The organism is Psychrobacter sp. UBA6739, from assembly GCF_002453835.1.
Classification (GTDB): Bacteria; Pseudomonadota; Gammaproteobacteria; order Pseudomonadales; family Moraxellaceae; genus Psychrobacter; species Psychrobacter immobilis_A.
In genome coordinates, this window is the sequence record NZ_DKHR01000036.1 from 17,585 (window position 1) to 35,212 (window position 17,628).

General features: G+C 43.0%; 15 protein-coding genes. 12 read left to right on the forward strand and 3 right to left on the reverse strand.

The annotated features are described in order from the left end of the window. Positions 1-30 precede the first annotated feature (30 nt). The 4 genes from B2575_RS08515 (at position 31) to sstT (B2575_RS08530) (ending at position 5,055) form a co-directional block, all read left to right on the forward strand. On the forward strand, positions 31-1,710 hold the full coding sequence (locus tag B2575_RS08515; RefSeq protein WP_296241254.1) for a leucyl aminopeptidase: 1,680 nt from the start codon (positions 31-33) through the stop codon (positions 1,708-1,710). A 22-nt stretch (positions 1,711-1,732) separates the two neighbouring features. Continuing rightward, positions 1,733-2,221, forward strand: a complete 489-nt coding sequence (locus tag B2575_RS08520) for a DNA polymerase III subunit chi (RefSeq protein WP_296241256.1) — start codon at positions 1,733-1,735, stop codon at positions 2,219-2,221. 213 nt (positions 2,222-2,434) lie between these two features. Further along, on the forward strand, positions 2,435-3,637 hold the full coding sequence (sstT, locus tag B2575_RS08525; protein ID WP_201560405.1) for a serine/threonine transporter SstT: 1,203 nt from the start codon (positions 2,435-2,437) through the stop codon (positions 3,635-3,637). A 215-nt stretch (positions 3,638-3,852) separates the two neighbouring features. Beyond that, positions 3,853-5,055, forward strand: a complete 1,203-nt coding sequence (gene sstT / locus B2575_RS08530) for a serine/threonine transporter SstT (protein WP_060490156.1) — start codon at positions 3,853-3,855, stop codon at positions 5,053-5,055. Positions 5,056-5,146: 91 nt separating this feature from the next. Here sstT (B2575_RS08530) and B2575_RS08535 read toward each other — a convergent pair whose 3' ends face one another. After that, the gene (locus B2575_RS08535) at positions 5,147-5,470 is read right to left on the reverse strand and encodes a chaperone modulator CbpM (RefSeq protein ID WP_060490155.1); all 324 of its coding nucleotides are present in this window, start codon (positions 5,468-5,470) and stop codon (positions 5,147-5,149) included. A 92-nt stretch (positions 5,471-5,562) separates the two neighbouring features. Beyond that, entirely contained in the window at positions 5,563-6,546 is a 984-nt protein-coding gene (locus B2575_RS08540; RefSeq protein ID WP_296241261.1) for a DnaJ C-terminal domain-containing protein, read from the reverse strand. 572 nt (positions 6,547-7,118) lie between these two features. Between B2575_RS08540 and B2575_RS08545 the strand changes: the two genes are divergently transcribed. After that, on the forward strand, positions 7,119-7,481 hold the full coding sequence (locus B2575_RS08545; protein WP_045442968.1) for a septal ring lytic transglycosylase RlpA family protein: 363 nt from the start codon (positions 7,119-7,121) through the stop codon (positions 7,479-7,481). Between the two features lie 111 nt (positions 7,482-7,592). Here B2575_RS08545 and B2575_RS08550 read toward each other — a convergent pair whose 3' ends face one another. Further along, on the reverse strand, positions 7,593-9,614 hold the full coding sequence (locus B2575_RS08550) for an ABC-F family ATP-binding cassette domain-containing protein (RefSeq protein WP_296241263.1): 2,022 nt from the start codon (positions 9,612-9,614) through the stop codon (positions 7,593-7,595). A 467-nt stretch (positions 9,615-10,081) separates the two neighbouring features. Between B2575_RS08550 and erpA the strand changes: the two genes are divergently transcribed. From erpA to def, 7 genes are all read left to right on the forward strand, one after another. Continuing rightward, positions 10,082-10,462, forward strand: coding sequence for an iron-sulfur cluster insertion protein ErpA (gene erpA, locus B2575_RS08555; RefSeq protein ID WP_045443732.1), 381 nt, complete (start codon positions 10,082-10,084; stop codon positions 10,460-10,462). A gap of 349 nt (positions 10,463-10,811) precedes the next feature. Beyond that, a complete protein-coding gene (gshA, locus tag B2575_RS08560) occupies positions 10,812-12,386 on the forward strand; it encodes a glutamate--cysteine ligase (protein ID WP_296241266.1) in 1,575 nt (524 codons plus the stop codon). Between the two features lie 97 nt (positions 12,387-12,483). Continuing rightward, on the forward strand, positions 12,484-13,011 hold the full coding sequence (locus tag B2575_RS08565) for a disulfide bond formation protein B (RefSeq protein WP_296241269.1): 528 nt from the start codon (positions 12,484-12,486) through the stop codon (positions 13,009-13,011). A gap of 488 nt (positions 13,012-13,499) precedes the next feature. Continuing rightward, a complete protein-coding gene (locus tag B2575_RS08570) occupies positions 13,500-14,138 on the forward strand; it encodes a copper resistance protein NlpE N-terminal domain-containing protein (protein ID WP_296241270.1) in 639 nt (212 codons plus the stop codon). A 426-nt stretch (positions 14,139-14,564) separates the two neighbouring features. Then, a complete protein-coding gene (locus B2575_RS08575) occupies positions 14,565-16,088 on the forward strand; it encodes a Mur ligase domain-containing protein (RefSeq protein WP_296241272.1) in 1,524 nt (507 codons plus the stop codon). 369 nt (positions 16,089-16,457) lie between these two features. Continuing rightward, positions 16,458-16,712: a GlsB/YeaQ/YmgE family stress response membrane protein gene (locus tag B2575_RS08580; RefSeq protein ID WP_055125583.1), complete on the forward strand. Its 255-nt coding sequence runs from the start codon at positions 16,458-16,460 to the stop codon at positions 16,710-16,712. A 321-nt stretch (positions 16,713-17,033) separates the two neighbouring features. Then, positions 17,034-17,588, forward strand: coding sequence for a peptide deformylase (def, locus tag B2575_RS08585; RefSeq protein ID WP_201501733.1), 555 nt, complete (start codon positions 17,034-17,036; stop codon positions 17,586-17,588). Positions 17,589-17,628: the final 40 nt, after the last annotated feature.

A 17,628-nucleotide genomic window follows, 5' to 3' on the forward strand; every position in this document is an offset into this window, starting at 1 on the left:
TAATGTCATAACCCCAATAAGGATAAACATATGAATATTAAATTAACCCAAACACTGCCAAAAACTCATACGCAAAAAATCCTCAAAAAAGAAGCCAAAAGTAAAGACGCGGCCTGCCTCGTCGTCTTAATCGATGATCAAAAAAACATCTTAGCTGAGTCAGTATTGAGCGATTATCAAACCCGTATTGAGCAATTGATTGAAGTATCACACTTTAACGGCAAAGCTTGCGAAACCGTCGCTGACTATGCACTAGCGGGTGATAAGAAAACCACCAAAGAAAATCCAGTACAGCTATTATTGGTCGGTGTGGGTAATGTTGATAAATTGCGTCATAGCGTTCTAGAAAAAATTGCCAAGACCATTTATAAAAGCACCCAAAAACGCGTCGACTCTATCACTGTGGCGCTGGGCGACAGCTTAGAAGAAAACCAGTTTAGCCAATTTGCGCTGAGCCTACTGGCAGCAAGCTATCGTTTTGACAAGTACAAATCTGAGCAGCAAACACCTGTTTTAACGGATATCTACTTACTGGCAGAGTCGTCTTTAGAAGACTCATTAAACTTTGCACAAGCGGTCTTTACTGGTCAAAGCTTGACCCGTGATGTCGCCAATGAGCCAGGTAATATCTGTTTCCCAGCGTATATGGCTGAGCAAGCACAGGAATTGGCAGCCACTTATCCTGACCTCTTAAAAGTAACGGTACTTGGTGAAGACGAGATGTCAGCACTGGGTATGAACTGCTTCTTATCGGTCGCGCAAGGCTCTACCAAAGAAGGTAAGCTGGTACTGATGGAGTATCGTGGCAAGTCTAACTTTAGCGCCAATGCTGATGGTGATACTAGCAAAGCCACTACCAACAGCGCAAAAGTCGCTGGCGGTCTCAAAGCCTTGGCTGACAAATTACCAACCAAAGCTGCTAGCAAAAAAGCCGCTAAAAATGCTGAACATCATAGCGAAGACAATGCCAATGCTGTAAATAATAACGCGCCTATCGTCTTAGTCGGTAAAGGTGTTACCTTCGATTCAGGTGGTATCTCAATCAAACCGGGTGCGGCGATGGATGAGATGAAATTTGATATGGGCGGTTCTGCTGCGGTACTCGGTACTCTAAAAGCATTATGTGAAGCGCGTCTACCGATCAATGTCGTCGGGGCGCTAGCTTGTGCTGAAAATATGCCATCAGGAGAGGCAACGCGCCCAGGCGATATCATCATAGCAATGAACGGTAAGTCCGTTGAAATCCTAAATACCGATGCTGAAGGTCGTTTAGTATTGTGCGATACCTTATGCTATGTACAGAAGTATTATCAACCAAAAGCCATCATCGATGTTGCAACCTTGACTGGTGCTTGTGTGGTTGCATTGGGTCATGTACGCTCGGCAGTCTTTAGTAATGACGAAGATGTGTTGTTTGACTTAGAAAACGCCAGTAACCTATCAGGCGATCTAATCTGGCACATGCCAATGGATGACGAGTATCAAACGCAGATTGACTCGCCTATCGCTGATATTCAAAATATCGGTGGTAAAGGTGCTGGCGCTGTGACTGCTGCCTGTTTCTTATCGCGCTTCATCGAAGAAGGTCAAGCATGGGCGCATTTAGACATCGCTGGTACGGCATGGATTTCAGGTCAAGACAAAGCCGCGACTGGTCGTCCTGTGCCATTATTTATGCAATACCTAAAAAATAGCGCAAATATGGCATAATCTATTGATGAATCACTACTCTATGAAAGTTAGCTTTTATGTATTAACTGAGAATAAAGCCCAAGATTTCTTGGGCTTTATTTGTCAGCTGGCCCAGACGGCGCTCAACAAGAGCAGCCAGTCGTTATTGATTCTTATCGAAAAAGACGATGCATTGCTGTCGACGCTTGATCAAGCCCTTTGGTCACAAGACGATACGAGCTTTATACCGCATCAACGCCTTTTAGATTCTAATCCTGAAAGCGCTGATATTGACGGTGTTCATACTGATATTAATAATCAATTATTAGCACCAGTGTTGCTTGCCAGCTATATGCCAGCCGATTTTAAAGGGATCGTACTTAATACTACGATACGTCCCGTTAATAACTTTATAAATGCTACCAGCAATACGTTGCCAACTCGTATTTTAGAGCTTATCAAACCTGATACAGTCAACACTGAGGCAGGACGCGCTAAATATAAGCATTACCAGCAATTAGGGTATGAGCTTACCCATTTCAAAGTTTAGTCTTCTATTGCAAAATCAAACGCCAGTCATGGCGTTTTTTTGTGCTTAAATTTTGACTTTTAAAATTCTTAGAGGCTTATAAGTACGTTATTGCCTACTGCCTTATAAAATCTGTCAGTAGGCGCTTATCACAAAAAATGCTAACATCCTTCGGTTGTTAAGCTAACGATTGTTAAGCTAATATTTATTTCCAAATGGACTAAAGGGGTAAAAATGCATTCATTAATAGCGATGTACCAACGAATCGGATTGGTAACGCTGATTGTTATCGGTTTAGTACTAGGTACTTTGATAGGATGGCTGGCGCCAAGTGTGGGTATTGCCTTAGGTATTTTGGGGACTCTGTTCGTAGGTGCCCTAAAAGCCGTTGCCCCTATACTGGTGTTTTTCTTAGTGATGGCTGCTATCTGTCAACATCGTAGCGGTAATAAGGTCTATGTAAAACCGGTGCTGTTTTTATATCTGATAGGCACTTTTATAGCCGCTTTGGTCGCTGTTGGTGCCAGCTTTTTATTCCCAACCGAATTGACGTTAGTGAATGCGACCATCGAGCAAGTACCGCCAGCAAACTTAAAAGAAGTATTGAATAATTTATTACTCAGTCTCGTCGCCAATCCAGTTGCTGCCCTAGCCAATGCTAATTATATCGGTATATTAGCTTGGGCCGTTATCATCGGCATTGCGCTACGACAAGCTGGCGAGACGACTCGCAGCACTGTTAATGACATTGCAGATGCCATCTCAAAAGTAGTCAAATGGGTCATCGCGCTAGCACCTTTTGGTATTTTGGGATTAGTCGCCAATACCGTCGCTGATACTGGCTTTGCTGCGTTATTGGGCTATGCACGAATTTTGCTAGTATTGATAGGCTGTATGTTGTTTATTGCTTTGGTGACGAACCCTCTCCTCGTATACTTAAAAACAGGTAAAAACCCTTATCCACTGGTATTCACCTGCTTACGTGAATCTGGTATTACTGCGTTTTTTACCCGTAGCTCTGCTGCCAATATTCCTATCAATATGAACCTTGCCAGCAAATTAGGCTTACATGAAAATACTTATTCAGTCACCCTGCCATTAGGCGCCACTATTAATATGGCAGGTGCAGCGATTACTATTAATGTCTTAACACTTGCAGCCGCGAATACACTCGGTATTGAAGTGACCTTTGGCTCAGCATTACTGCTAAGTATAGTCGCTACAATCAGTGCTGGCGGTACCTCTGGCGTCGCTGGTGGCTCATTACTACTCATTCCTTTGGCGGCCAGTTTATTCAATATTCCTGATGATATTGCGCTACAAGTAGTGGCTATTGGCTTTATTATCAGTGTGCTGCAAGATTCCGCAGAGACCGCATTGAACTCATCAACAGACGTCTTATTTACTGCCGCTGCTGATCCAAAATATGCACGCTAATGTTGGATCTGTTAAAGACGACCATAACAAACCAATCACCTTAATTGATAGGTATAAAAATAAAAAAGGGCTTAACTGCCCTTTTTTTGGTTATACTTTACCCATTTTTATTCTGTTTTACGAATCTTACCTTTATACGAGTATGAGACTAGTAAAGCAAAAAAACATAAAATGGCTTGATCTCTTTTATTATTCATTAGATTGTCGGGGTAAGGATGTATTCATTTTTTGCGATGTATAAGCGCATTGGTCTAGTACCACTTATTATTATCGGTTTGATAGCGGGAGTATTGATAGGTTGGTTGGCACCAGATATCGGTATTGCCTTAGGATTGTTGGGTACCTTATTTGTAGGAGCACTAAAAGCCGTTGCACCGATACTGGTATTTGTGTTGGTCATGGCGGCCATTAGCCAACATCGCAGCGGTAATGAGGTTTACGTCAAGCCTGTGCTTATCATGTATATGTTTGGCACTTTTTTAGCCGCACTAACTGCTGTTGGCGCGAGCTTTTTATTCCCGACAGAACTGGTATTGGTCAACGCCACAATTGAGCAAGTCCCACCAGCCAACCTTAAAGAAGTACTGACCAATCTACTACTAAACCTGGTTGCCAATCCTGTTAATGCCATCGCTGAAGCCAACTATATTGGTATTCTAGCGTGGGCAATTATCATCGGTTTCGCACTGCGCCAAGCCAGTGATACCACACGCGCTGTGGTCGGTGATTTTTCTGACGCCATCTCCCAAGTGGTGAAGTGGGTCATTGCCCTAGCACCTTTTGGTATCTTGGGTTTGGTCGCCAACACCGTCGCTGAGACAGGCTTTGCGGCTTTAGCAGGCTATGCGCGTATCTTGATGGTACTGGTCGGTTGTATGCTATTTATCGCTTTGATTGCCAATCCTATTATTGTACTGATCAAAACAGGCAAAAACCCTTATCCACTAGTATTCAAGTGCTTGCGTGAGTCAGGGATTACCGCATTCTTTACGCGTAGCTCGGCCGCCAACATTCCCGTCAATATGAACCTTGCCCGCAAACTGGGTCTACACGAAGATACTTATTCGGTAACGATTCCACTGGGTGCGACCATTAATATGGCCGGCGCGGCGATTACGATTAATGTCTTAACGCTTGCAGCCGCGCATACACTCGGTATTGAAGTGACCTTTGCCTCAGCACTGCTACTCAGTTTGGTTGCAACCATTAGCGCCTGCGGTGCCTCTGGTGTCGCTGGTGGTTCATTACTCTTAATTCCATTAGCAGCAAGCTTATTTAGCATTCCAAATGATATCGCTATGCAAGTGGTAGCGATTGGCTTTATTATTGGTGTGATACAGGATTCAGCAGAAACGGCGTTGAACTCTTCAACGGATGTACTGTTTACCGCAGCCGCTGATCCAAAATATGCGCGTTAAACGCTAAATATATTATTTGTAAAAAAAGGGTCTCATTTTAGAGACCCTTTTTTTATGCTGATTTTTTACGTACCGAATAAAGGGATATAAGTTATTTTAAAGGATCGATTTCGATTTCAATCACTGGTGTCTGCATGTCTAATTGGCGTTTAAATTGGCGTAATTGTTCGAGCTCATCCAATAGCTCAAGTATCAAGCCAATCGCAGGAACACTGGCTTCAAAGTCGCGGCTAAGGCGCGAGGCACGGCGCACTGTCGTCAGCTGATAACCAGTGAACTGCTCACGTTCCGGCACATCATATTCGATGATGTCCTCTTCAATCAATTCGATGACCCATTGGCGCTCTTGGCCACAGGCAGATACCAGCTCATCCAAGCTCATGATAATGTCGGTAAATTCAGGCGAGTGTTTCATAGCTATTATCCTCGTTTGCTCTTTATTTCATCGTTATCGTATGGTCTTCATCTCTATTACAGTGTTTCAATGTGAGTAATTTTTGGTGGCCATTAACGACTAATATTGATATCGGCAAAGGCTTGTTTTAGTTGCTCATAAGCTTGGGTCGCAGCCTCAGTGCTAATATCAGGGTTCACGATGTTTAAGGTTAGATACAAATCACCCGCTTGCTTAGCAGGGATACCTTTACCTTTTAGACGTAAATTGCTACCAGACTTGCTGTTCTTAGGCACAGTCACAGCAAGCGTACCAGCTGGCGTACTGACGTTGATTTTTTCACCCAACGCCGCTTCCCATGGTGCTATATTGACGGTTTGATAAACATCAGCGCCTTCGATACGGATATTGTCTGCATGAAGGATTTTTACTTTTAAAAATAAATCGCCGTTTTTACCGCCACCAATACCAGCGGCACCTTGCCCTGCTAGGCGAATTTGCTTGCCATCAGTAATGCCTTTAGGGATTTTAATTTTCAGCGTTTTGTTGTCATACTCGACACTGCCATTCGGTTGACGAATAGGGACATTCAACTTAATGCTGTAGTCGTCGCCGTTATAAACGGACGCCAAATCAACCGTAATCTCTGCATGTTGATCTTGACCTTTACTATCTTGCGAGCCAAAACCACCACGCTGCGATTGTCCACCCGCTGAACCACGTGCACCGCGACCAAATGCCGAAAAGATGTCATCGAAGCGGAAGCCACCATCGCCATAAGCTTCGCCTTCACCAAACTGATCTTTGATATCTTCCCAGCGATAGCCGCCTTGCCCGCCACTTGCAGATTGACCACCAAAACCACCACTTTGACCAGCAAAGGGATTGTCTAGCATGGCGTCATATTCGGCACGCTTTTCTTTATCTCTAATGGTTTCGTAAGCATTATTAATCTCAGCAATCTTATTGTCTGCATCTGGATCATCGCTCACATCAGGGTGATATTGACGGACAAGCTTACGGTATCTTTTTTTAATATCTGCAGCTGACGCGTCTTTTTTGACCCCTAAAATGTCATAGTAATTTTTCTCTGCCATGTTTTTGTCCTCAACATAAAAGCATGTTAATGATACTGGTATGCCCATTTTAAACGATATGGTACGGAAATTTATTCAACTGCGACATAACAGGTGGTAACGATAGTCTATCTAATAATGATAGTAATATAAAAATTCAATACCGTTATACAAATATTACCAGTAATAGTGCCAAACAACAGCAGTGTTTAGGTTGTTTGAGGTACTTAATACATTATGATTCGCCTTTGTCACTGCATTGGCATACTTCTCTATGATTCTGGCATTATTATTCTTTGATAACCACAGACGTCATATCAATTTAACACTCACCCTAATGAAAAAATAGAGAGTCAAGCCAAAAATACCATTAACAATGTAAATCATTATTTAAAACAATTACATACAGATCACTGGTATTCACTAGCTAGCGTGCCTAAATGAGCATTTTGACCTTAGTAGTTCTTTTACAGAACCGTAAGAATATGACAAAGTATGTGTTGTAAAATGAATATAATATTTATACTCATAGGGAGTATGAATAACATAGACAAGTGTATCTGTCTATTTTATAAATTGCTTAAAGGTATTAAATGTCTTATTTAATCAAGTCTTTGGTTATCACATTATCACTATTGCTGAGTACCACCGTTTTTGCTGGAAACACCAGTTATTACGGTAGTCAGTTCCACGGTAAACGCACTGCTAGTGGTAGTATCTTCAACATGAACTCTTTGACCGCTGCGCATCGCACGTTGCCGTTTGGTACGAAGGTACAAGTGACCAACAAGAAGACAAAGCAGAGTGTAATCGTAAAAATAACCGATAGAGGCCCTTTCATTCGGGGTCGTATTTTGGATTTATCGAAAGCCGCTGCTGGTCAAATAAACTGTCAGTTATGTACGACCACAATGGAAATACTGTCTTATGGTGATGGTAAATACCGTAAGGAATAACGTAATAAAAAAGGGAGAGCCAGCGCTCTCCCTTTTTTGTGACTGTCTTTATCAAGTGAAAATAGCTTAAAAAACAATCAAAACCTACTATTTACTATAACGAACAGCTCTCTACTCAAAACCCGCTTCCATTTCTTCTAATGTCGTCATCAAAAGCAATAGTTTTTCTTCATTGTCACTGTGCTGCTGCTGCAATGCCGTTTGCTCATTAAGTAATAACAGCAAATCAGACTTGCGACCTTCTTCGTACAAATCCGTATCAGCCAGTTTTTCTTCAAGCGTCACAAGCTGTCCATCAATTTTAGCCAATGCCTTTTCTATCTCTTCTATCTCACGGCGAATAGGCGCGGTGAGTTTGCGTTGTTCAGCAGCCAATTTGCGCTGCGCATCTTTACTAAGCGTAGGCGTCGTCGCTTTACTTTTTGATGAATTATCAGGTGCTTTATTATTCACTTGACCATTATCTGTTTCACGTGAAACGAATTTCTTACTCTCTTTTTTACTTTTCTTCTTACTGGTACTTTTATCTGATGAGTTCTCTTGTTTACGCTTCTCTGCCAACCACTTACCGTAGTCGCTGATGTCACCATCGAACTCCTCGATTTGACCATCATGTACCAAAAACAGCTCATCACAGACGTTGGCAATCAACTCACGATCATGCGAAACCAGTACCACTGCCCCCTCAAATCCTTGCAAGGCGATGGTCAACGCTTGGCGCATTTGTAAGTCCAAATGGTTGGTCGGTTCATCGAGTACCAGAACGTTAGGACGTTGCCAAACAATCAATGCTAGCGTCAAACGCGCACGCTCGCCCCCAGAGAATAGCTCACTCGGCGTATCGATACGCTCACCGCGGAAGTCAAAGCTGCCTAAAAACGAGCGTAGCATCGCATCAGAGGTTTTACCGGCTAGACGACGCAACATCTCTATAGGCGTGGCCTTGGCATCCAAGATATCCATTTGATGCTGGTTGAAGTAGCCTAATTTCAGGGTATCCGAAACACGATACGTCCCTGTTAATACGCCAAGCTCACCGACTAAGGCTTTAATTAAGGTCGACTTACCAGCGCCATTCATACCTAGCAAGCCAAGACGCGTATCCGGCGTCACTTGCACATTGGCATTATATAAAAGTGGCGTATCGCTATAGCCAATATCCGCTTTGGTCAGCTCAATCAGTGGTGAGCTCATATTTGCTGGCTCATAGAAGCGGAAAGAGAACGGGTTGTCCGCCATCATCGGTGACAGCTCAGCCATGCGCTCAAGCTGCTTGATACGGCTTTGTGCTTGCTTAGCTTTACTGGCTTTAGCACGGAAACGACGAATAAAGTCATCCAAGTGTGCTTTAGTCGCTTCTTGTTTTTCAAACGCTTGCTGCTGCTGCGCCATACGCTCGTGACGGGTGCGGATAAATTGCTGATAGTTACCGGTATAAAGGGTGATTTTTTGTTGTTCGACATGCAAGATATGACCAACGGTGGCATCCAAAAAGGCTTGGTCATGCGAGATGACGATGACCAGACCAGTATAGGCATTGATCCACGTCTCAAGCCACAGAATCGCATCCAAATCCAAATGGTTGGTCGGCTCATCGAGTAACATTAAGTCTGCACGGCTCATCAAAGTTTTGGCGAGATTCAAACGCATGCGCCAACCACCCGAAAACCCTTCTACGGGTAATTCATGCTGGCTGGTATTAAAACCAAGACCTGCCATAATTTGTGCCGCTTTAGTCGGCGTACGATAGCCATCAATTTCATCAAATTGCTGATGCAATACCCCGATCTGTTCATCACTGACGCTACTCAAATCATTCAAAGAAGCATTAATCTCATACCACTGCTCATCACCGCTCAATACATAATCAATCGCAGACTGCGTCGTAGCGCCGACTTCCTGAGCCATGTGTGCCACATGCCAGCTATCAGGAATACTGACTTCACCTCTATCAAGCGTGACCTCGGTATCTCCTCTACCCATTCGCGTCAATAATAAGGCAAATAAGGTAGATTTGCCGGTGCCGTTGTTGCCCGTCAAGCCAACTTTGTGGCCCGGATGTAGCTGGAAGCTTGCCCCTGCAAACAACTCACGACCATCACGGCGAACACCAACGTCTTTAAATTCGATCATATAATCTCTTCAACTCAACAGTAATATAAAATATAAGGCAATAAAAAACACACATCTGGCATGTTAACTGGCGGCTATTATTTCAAACGCTTGCCCCATAGGCAAACGATTAAATAACTATTTCAAAACCAAGTGTTTATTCGCACAAAAAGTCTTTCTCTTAGCATGAGTTTATGGGGATAATAACTGCTAGTATCAATCAGCCACCTTCAGCCAGTAGCGTCACTCTTGACAAACGAATCAACACCCCCATTATGATATACTGCGATGAGATAAGTGCCCGTTATCAACCAAATCGTTGTAATGAGACAGATATCATATTTATAATGCGCCATTAGTCATACCAATAGCAGCGCCATAATAACAGCACCCAATTGAATCAAACGCCGTGCGTATCTTTATTTGCAACTATTTCATTGCAAACCCTAACTGGACGACCGCATTTGATCCTAGCAACTGAGGTAGATATGAACGAATCAGCCAACCAATTTAATCCAAGCGCCAGCCAGCCAGTAGACCCAACTGTTTTAAGCTTAACCGATAGCGCTGCACAAAAGGTGCGCCGTCTACGTGAAGAAGAAGGCGACAGCGATCTGATGTTGCGTGTCTATGTGACGGGCGGCGGCTGCTCAGGTTTTTCTTACGGCTTTAACTTCGCCAATGAGCTCAATGAAGACGATGCCAATTTTGATAATGACGATGTAACCTTGGTCGTCGATTCACTAAGCTATCAGTATTTACAAGGCTCTACCGTTGACTATACTGAGGGATTAGAGGGCGCACGCTTTATCGTCACCAATCCAAATGCCACCACCACGTGTGGCTGTGGCTCATCCTTCTCTATTTAAGTTGGCAAGACGCATGACTTTTGATCAAGATACCTTCCTCGTTAGTCAACGCTATCATAAACCGCTTAACGTCGTACTTTTGAAGCATCTATCTCGTAGGTAGATGCTTCTTGTTTTATGCGTTTTTTAGAAAACAGTAACGCGCTGTTCATAAAATTTTTTATTGAAATACCTATTAAAATCAAGATGAATGAGCGCCTGTAAAGCTTATCGTATTTGTAATTGTCCGTGGTTTTCAGGGCAGCTTTGAGCTAAACTGACGGCATTCTTAATCCAATATTTACCTTCATTATGGTCAAACGCCAGTCGTGTTTTGAGCCGCCATAATAAATAACAATAGATGACTATTATGAGTAATTTTGCGAGTAGCTTTGTGAATTTTGACATTCCTAATTGGTTTGATAGCAAGCATTTAACGGGCATGCTCCGCGGTATCGAAAAAGAAGGTCTGCGCGTAAGACCCGATGGCTACTTGGCTCAGACACCGCATCCAGCCAAGCTTGGCTCAAAGCTCACCCATCCGTTTATCACAACTGATTATTCAGAAAGCCTACTTGAGCTAATTACTGACCCCAAAACCTCACCAAAAGAGACGCTAAACATGCTGCGTCAGTTGCATGTATTGGTCTATCAAGCCATGCCTGAAGGTGAGCTGATGTGGCCGCTGTCTATGCCTTGTATGCTGTCATCGAATGATGAAGACATCCCACTGGCTGATTATGGCAGCTCTAATACGGGTAAGCTCAAGACGCTATACCGTAGTGGGCTTGGTATCCGCTATGGTCGGCGCATGCAAACGATTGCAGGTTTGCATTATAACTTGTCTTTTGGCGACGGGTTATTTGAAATCTGGCAAGCTGAAATACCTGCTGCACAAGCGCAAACGCTGACAGAATTTAAAAACGAAAAGTACTTAGGACTTATCCGTAACTTTAAGCGGCTGACCAGTTTGGTACTGTATTTACTGGGTGCTAGCCCTAGCGTTTGTCCTTGTTTCTTAGCTGGTCGTGAGCATGATTTAGAGCTGCTAAATGACTCAACCTACTATAAGCCTGCTGCCACCAGCCTACGTATGGGCAAGCTTGGTTATACCAATAGTGTGCAAGAACAGCTCGATATTCGTTATAACTATCTGCCAGAGTATGTCGATGGACTGCGCCGTGCGATTCAGACTCCGCACGAAAGCTTTGCCAAGCTTGGCTTGGATGATGCCGATGGCAACCCTATCCAAATCAACAATCATATTTTACAAATAGAAAATGAATACTATAGCCCTATTCGTCCCAAACAAATTGCGATGAGCGGCGAGACACCGACCGAAGCATTAGAGCGCCGCGGTATCGCCTATGTTGAGTTCCGTGCAATCGATCTAGACCCTTATAGCGATGTCGGTATTCGTCTGTCTAGCGCTTGTTTCTTAGAGGTCATGGCGCTGTACTGTCTGCTGAGCGACTCTCCTGATCTGTTACCTGAGGAAGAAGAGACCCTAGCCATCAATCTTGAGCGCGTGGTAAACGAAGGTCGCCGCGAAGGCTTACACATTATAAACAACGGCGAAGAGCAACTGCTTGAGAGCTGGATGCTGGTGCATTTAGAACGTATGCAACCACTTGCCGCGCTACTTGATGCGCATTATGGCGGCAACGATTACCGTGCAGCAGTCGCGTTAATGCAAGGCAAAGCAGGGCACTCAGAATCGACCATCTCAGCACAAGTCAACTCTGATAGTCAACGTTTAGGCAGCTTATGGCAGCTTGGCTTTACCTTGGCGCAGCAGCATCGTGAGTCTTTATTACAGCAAACGCTTAGCCCAAACACCCAAGCCAAATATGAAGTGTTGGCAGAAAAATCGATATTACAGCAAGCTGAGATTGAAAAAGCCGAAACTGAAGATTTTATGGAATTTTTACAGCAATATCGCTAAGTTTTGATTGCTGAGCTTTGATTGCTGAGTTTTGAATACTAAATTCTGACCGCCACTTAACGTGTATAGATGACTATTTTATAAGAGTAACTGCCCGATGCTAAAGCTGACCACTTACCGCAATTTGCAAATATTTTTGGTGATAATAGCCGTAATAGGTATGAGTTTTGCACTGTTTTTTTTACAGCGCTATATGGGGTTTTCGCCTTGCCCACTGTGTATTTTTCAGCGTATTGGCCTCATAATCATGGGCAGTTTTGCTTTGATAGCCGCATTATTCAACCCTAAATCTAAGGCAGTTAGACTGGTATTGTGGCTTGGTAGCTTAGCAGGTATCGGTTGGGCGACCGCCGTGGCTGGACGACATGTTTGGCTACAGCATCTGCCTGCCGATCAAGTACCTTCTTGTGGTCCGGGGCTGGATTATTGGTTAGATACGCTACCGATTTTGCAAGTATTTAAAGAAGTTTTTGCGGGCTCTGGCGAATGTGCCTCTGTTGAGTGGACATTTATGGGACTGAGCATTCCTGAACAATCTTTGATTCTATTTATTCTGCTATTGGTGGTACACGGGTTGATATTATGGCGTATTTTACGACCTGTTGCCCCTAGCCGTCTTGCTTGATAGCGAATTAGCCCCTACGTTGCTTTTTGCTATATCCTTTGTTTTTGCTAGATCCATTTTTCCAAATGAACAGGCGTGTTTATTACTAAACGTCTGTTCTTTAATGAGCCACTATTAAATATCTCCGATAATTTTGGTTCGTCATATCTATCAATGTTAAACCATTATTCTTAGCTCATGGCTAAACCTATCATAACAAAAAGGCCACAGAGATATCTTTAACCTTTGATATCTTGACACAGTTTATTTGCTTTTTGATGGGTAAAATAGCGTTTTAAATATCCATCACTGTTGACTGATTGGCGATAGGCTACCGATAGCTTCTTCTCGCCGCCTAGCCTCAGATGGCACTTGTAGTCTCGTAGTCTTCTACTCTAATTTAAACATTTATCCTTCCTATTATCTTTCCTTTTTGACAACGTATTGAGTTGTCGATAGTGTCGATAATCTTTGGAATGACTATTAAAAAACTGTTTTTTGGTGTGACCATGATATATTTTTTGCCTACTTGTTCTAACACGCTAACTATCCTCAAACGCGGTGGTCGTTGCTTGCTAGCGCTGCCCCTCTGTGTGCTGCTCATCGGCTGTGATAGTACCTCGTCTAGCGGCGATAAAGGTATGACGACTAAGGTCACCCCTATCGATCATGTAGAAGAGAACAGCGCACAAGATAGCGCAGAGAACTTGTTAGAGACCAATCTATTAAATGCGGGTAGTGAGCTAGATAAAGTGTCAGAAGGACAATCGCTGATTGCGGCTGCCCAATCGAGTAACGGTGCATATCCCCATCAATCGCTGACACGCTCAGAGCCGCGTAATGGCACGTTACAAGCCACGTTAATGGGCGATTATGGTGGCATGGTACCCTGTAAATCTTGTGATAGCACCGATATTACATTGAATTTATTCGCTGATGGTTCAGTGCTAAAAACCAGTATAGATAACAACCCCGAAATGCCGAATGCACCCTTGTTTGAGCCTGGTGTTTATCGTCAAGACAATGATATGATTACGATTGTCTATGAAGACAAAAATATTGAAGCGTATCATATTCAAGACAATCATCTTGTTTTAATGGATGAACATAAAAAACCTAACAATGACTATACCCTGTCGCGCAAATAATAAAATAGCGGCATAAACATTTAGAGGCTCTAAATTTTAGGTGCTCTGAATATAGTGATGCTCAATGAGCCAAACCATTCTTTTAATAACGCCTACTTACTGGGCGTTTTTTATTGGTCATCATGCGGTGTTTACTTTACAATAAGTGCTTGTTTTCGACGCTGCTATTTGGCGAACCTATGCTGTTTTTGTGACAGAATATAGGGTTGAAGCAATATAAAGTAGAGGTAAGCCAAGTGGACGTCAATAGTACGTTTGGTACATGAAGCACGGTTAACATCGTCACCATTTATGATATTTTAATTATAGCCAAGACTGATGACCATTAGGTTGAGCGTATCCTAGAATAAACCACAGTTAATATCGGTAACTTTTGGGATAATGCTCCATTTTTATTCTTTTAATTTAAGCTCGTACGGAACGTCTATGCATATTCATATTCTTGGTATTTGTGGTACTTTTATGGGCTCACTGGCATTGCTAGCGCGCGAGCTTGGGCATACGGTCACGGGCTCAGATGCCAACGTTTATCCGCCGATGTCCACCCAACTGGAAAACGCGGGCGTGACCATTGAGCAAGGCTATCTGATAGAGCATTTACAACCAGCACCAGATTTAGTCGTCGTTGGTAATGCCATGAAGCGCGGTATGGATGTCATCGAATATATGCTGGACACAGGTCTACGCTATACTTCAGGACCACAGTTTTTATCTGAGCAGGTATTGCAATCGCGTCATGTGATAGCCGTTGCCGGTACTCACGGTAAAACCACGACGACGACTATGCTCGCTTGGATATTGCACTATGCGGGTATCGACACTGGGTTTTTAATCGGCGGTGTGCCACTGGTTGATACCACTGACGAGCATTTACAGCACGTCTTCGCTCACAGCAGTTATTTGGGTGCTGACAAAATTGATAATGACGATTCGGTAAATACTGGCTATTTCGTTATCGAAGCGGATGAATATGATTCTGCATTTTTTGATAAGCGTTCAAAGTTCGTTCATTACCGTCCGCGTACGGCTATTTTAAACAACCTAGAATTTGATCATGCGGATATTTTTGCGGATCTTGAGGCCATTCAGACCCAATTCCATCATATGGTGCGCATGATTCCAAGTACGGGCAAAATCATTATGCCCACAGCGACTGCCAGCTTAGAGGAGACGTTAGCGAAAGGGGTTTGGACACCCGTTTGGCGAACAGCCGTATTGGATTCAGCGGCACATAATACTCATGCAACAGATAATACCCACGCAAAAGATAAGTATGTAAAAGATAGTAGTGATTGGCAAGCTGAGCTTATCAGCGAAGATGGTGGTCAATTTGCGGTTAGTTTTGCGGCTGATATTGCTGATGAAGAAGCCACGGGAGTCGTCGATTGGTCGATGAGCGGCATTCATAATGTGAATAACGCCTTGGTTGCTGTCGCAGCGGCTTATAACATCGGCGTCAGTGTCAAGACTGCGTGCGCGGCATTATCAGCATTTGCGGGCATTAAACGTCGGATGGAGCTGATTGGCGATGTCAATGATATCTTAGTCTTTGATGATTTTGCCCATCATCCTACAGCCATTACTACTACTTTAGACGGTGCCAAGAAGAAACTGGCGGACAGATGCATTTGGGCTATTATTGAACCACGTAGTAACACCATGAAAATGGGCATTCATCAAGACAGCTTGGCTGAATCTGCTGCTCTCGCCGATCATACCTTATGGTATGAGCCGACAGGACTGGAGTGGGGGTTAAAAGAAGTCATTGAAAATGCCAATAGCGCAAATCCTAACATGGGCAACCAACAGGTGCTCTCTAGTATCGATGCTATCATCGAGCATATCGACACGCATGCAAAAGCGGGTGACGCCATTGTGATTATGTCGAATGGCGGTTTTGAAGGTATTCATCAACGCTTATTAACTGCGCTACGTAATAAGGCCACATAATAAAGCTACGCAACAAACAATCTAGCTGGTTTATTTCTGGTGTCAAATAAGAGCGTTGCTTATTATAAATGAGCAACGTTTTTTTATGATCAGCTTTTTCCGATTACTTGCAATTACTGTAGAGAGGAGCAACACTAGGGAGCGTCGATATCCAAAAATGCTTTAATATATAGACGGCGTTTTCGACTTCACTACCTTTGTAACCTTTCATTTACCTATTCTACCTGCATATTAGCAAATCTATGATTTTCCTCACATAGCTCATACACTGGTAACATTTCGCGCTTACCTTTACGTCTATACAGTGCTTACAATGAGCTTATCAAAATTGATTAACTATTATAAATGATAATAAATTAGGAGAATAATATGAGCTTTATTTGGATGATTATTGTAGGTCTGGTTGCAGGTTTATTGGCACGAGCTATCAAGCCAGGTAGCGACCCGATGGGCTGGATAATGACAATTGTATTGGGTATCGTCGGTGCTTTATTAGGTGGCTTCTTAGCTGGTCTTATCGGTATCAATGCTGATGGCGGCTTTACTGGTTTGATATTCTCAGTAATCGGTGCGATCATCCTGTTATTTATCTATGAGATGATTATGAGCAAACGTGGTGTATAACTTTGCACTTTTGGTTAGACGTTTTAGTTGTACAAAACGACTTTAATGACTTAGAAATGACTTGATTCACTATTCACTAAACTCAATTTACTAAAAAGCAACTCTACTTATGCAAGTCAGATTACATCTAATCTAGCTTATATAAATCAAAAAGCCTTGCGAATTGCAGGGCTTTTTTATGCCTATAATAAAAGCGACCTCCCTCATTTTTTACGATGATAAAAAGCAATAATTGTGCGAAAGTATTGATAAGCATTACTTTTGTCCCCATTTATCCTATAATATCAACCCTATTTTATCCCTATCATTGAGGTGAGCGTTATGGCTTTACTCCCTATTTTAAATTACCCAGACCCGCGCCTGCGTACTATTGCTACGCCTGTTAAGGAAGTGACTGCTGAAATCAAAACCTTAATCGCTGATATGATTGAGACGATGTATGAGGCACAAGGTATCGGTTTGGCAGCAAGCCAAGTGGATCGTCATATTCAGCTCATCGTCATGGATCTGTCTGAAGATAAAAATAGCCCTAGAGTTTTTATCAACCCAAAGGTGACACCATTGGTAGAAGAGAAACAGCCCTATGAAGAAGGTTGTTTGTCCGTACCTGAAGTCTATGACAGTGTCGAGCGCCCAAACAAAGTGCGCATTGAAGCCTTAGATGAGAATGGTCAAAAAATCGATGAAGAAGTAGAAGGCTTACTCGCGGTATGTATCCAACATGAAATGGATCATTTAAATGGGGTCATATTCGTCGATTACCTATCACGTCTCAAGCAAACTCGTGCTCGCGATAAAGTGCGTAAAATCGTTAAAATACGCGAAAAACAAGGCGAACAAACGGCGGATAAACAGCCACAGCCCAGCCATTCTTAGTCCATTCATCATCTAAGCTATTTTTACGTCATTTAATCAG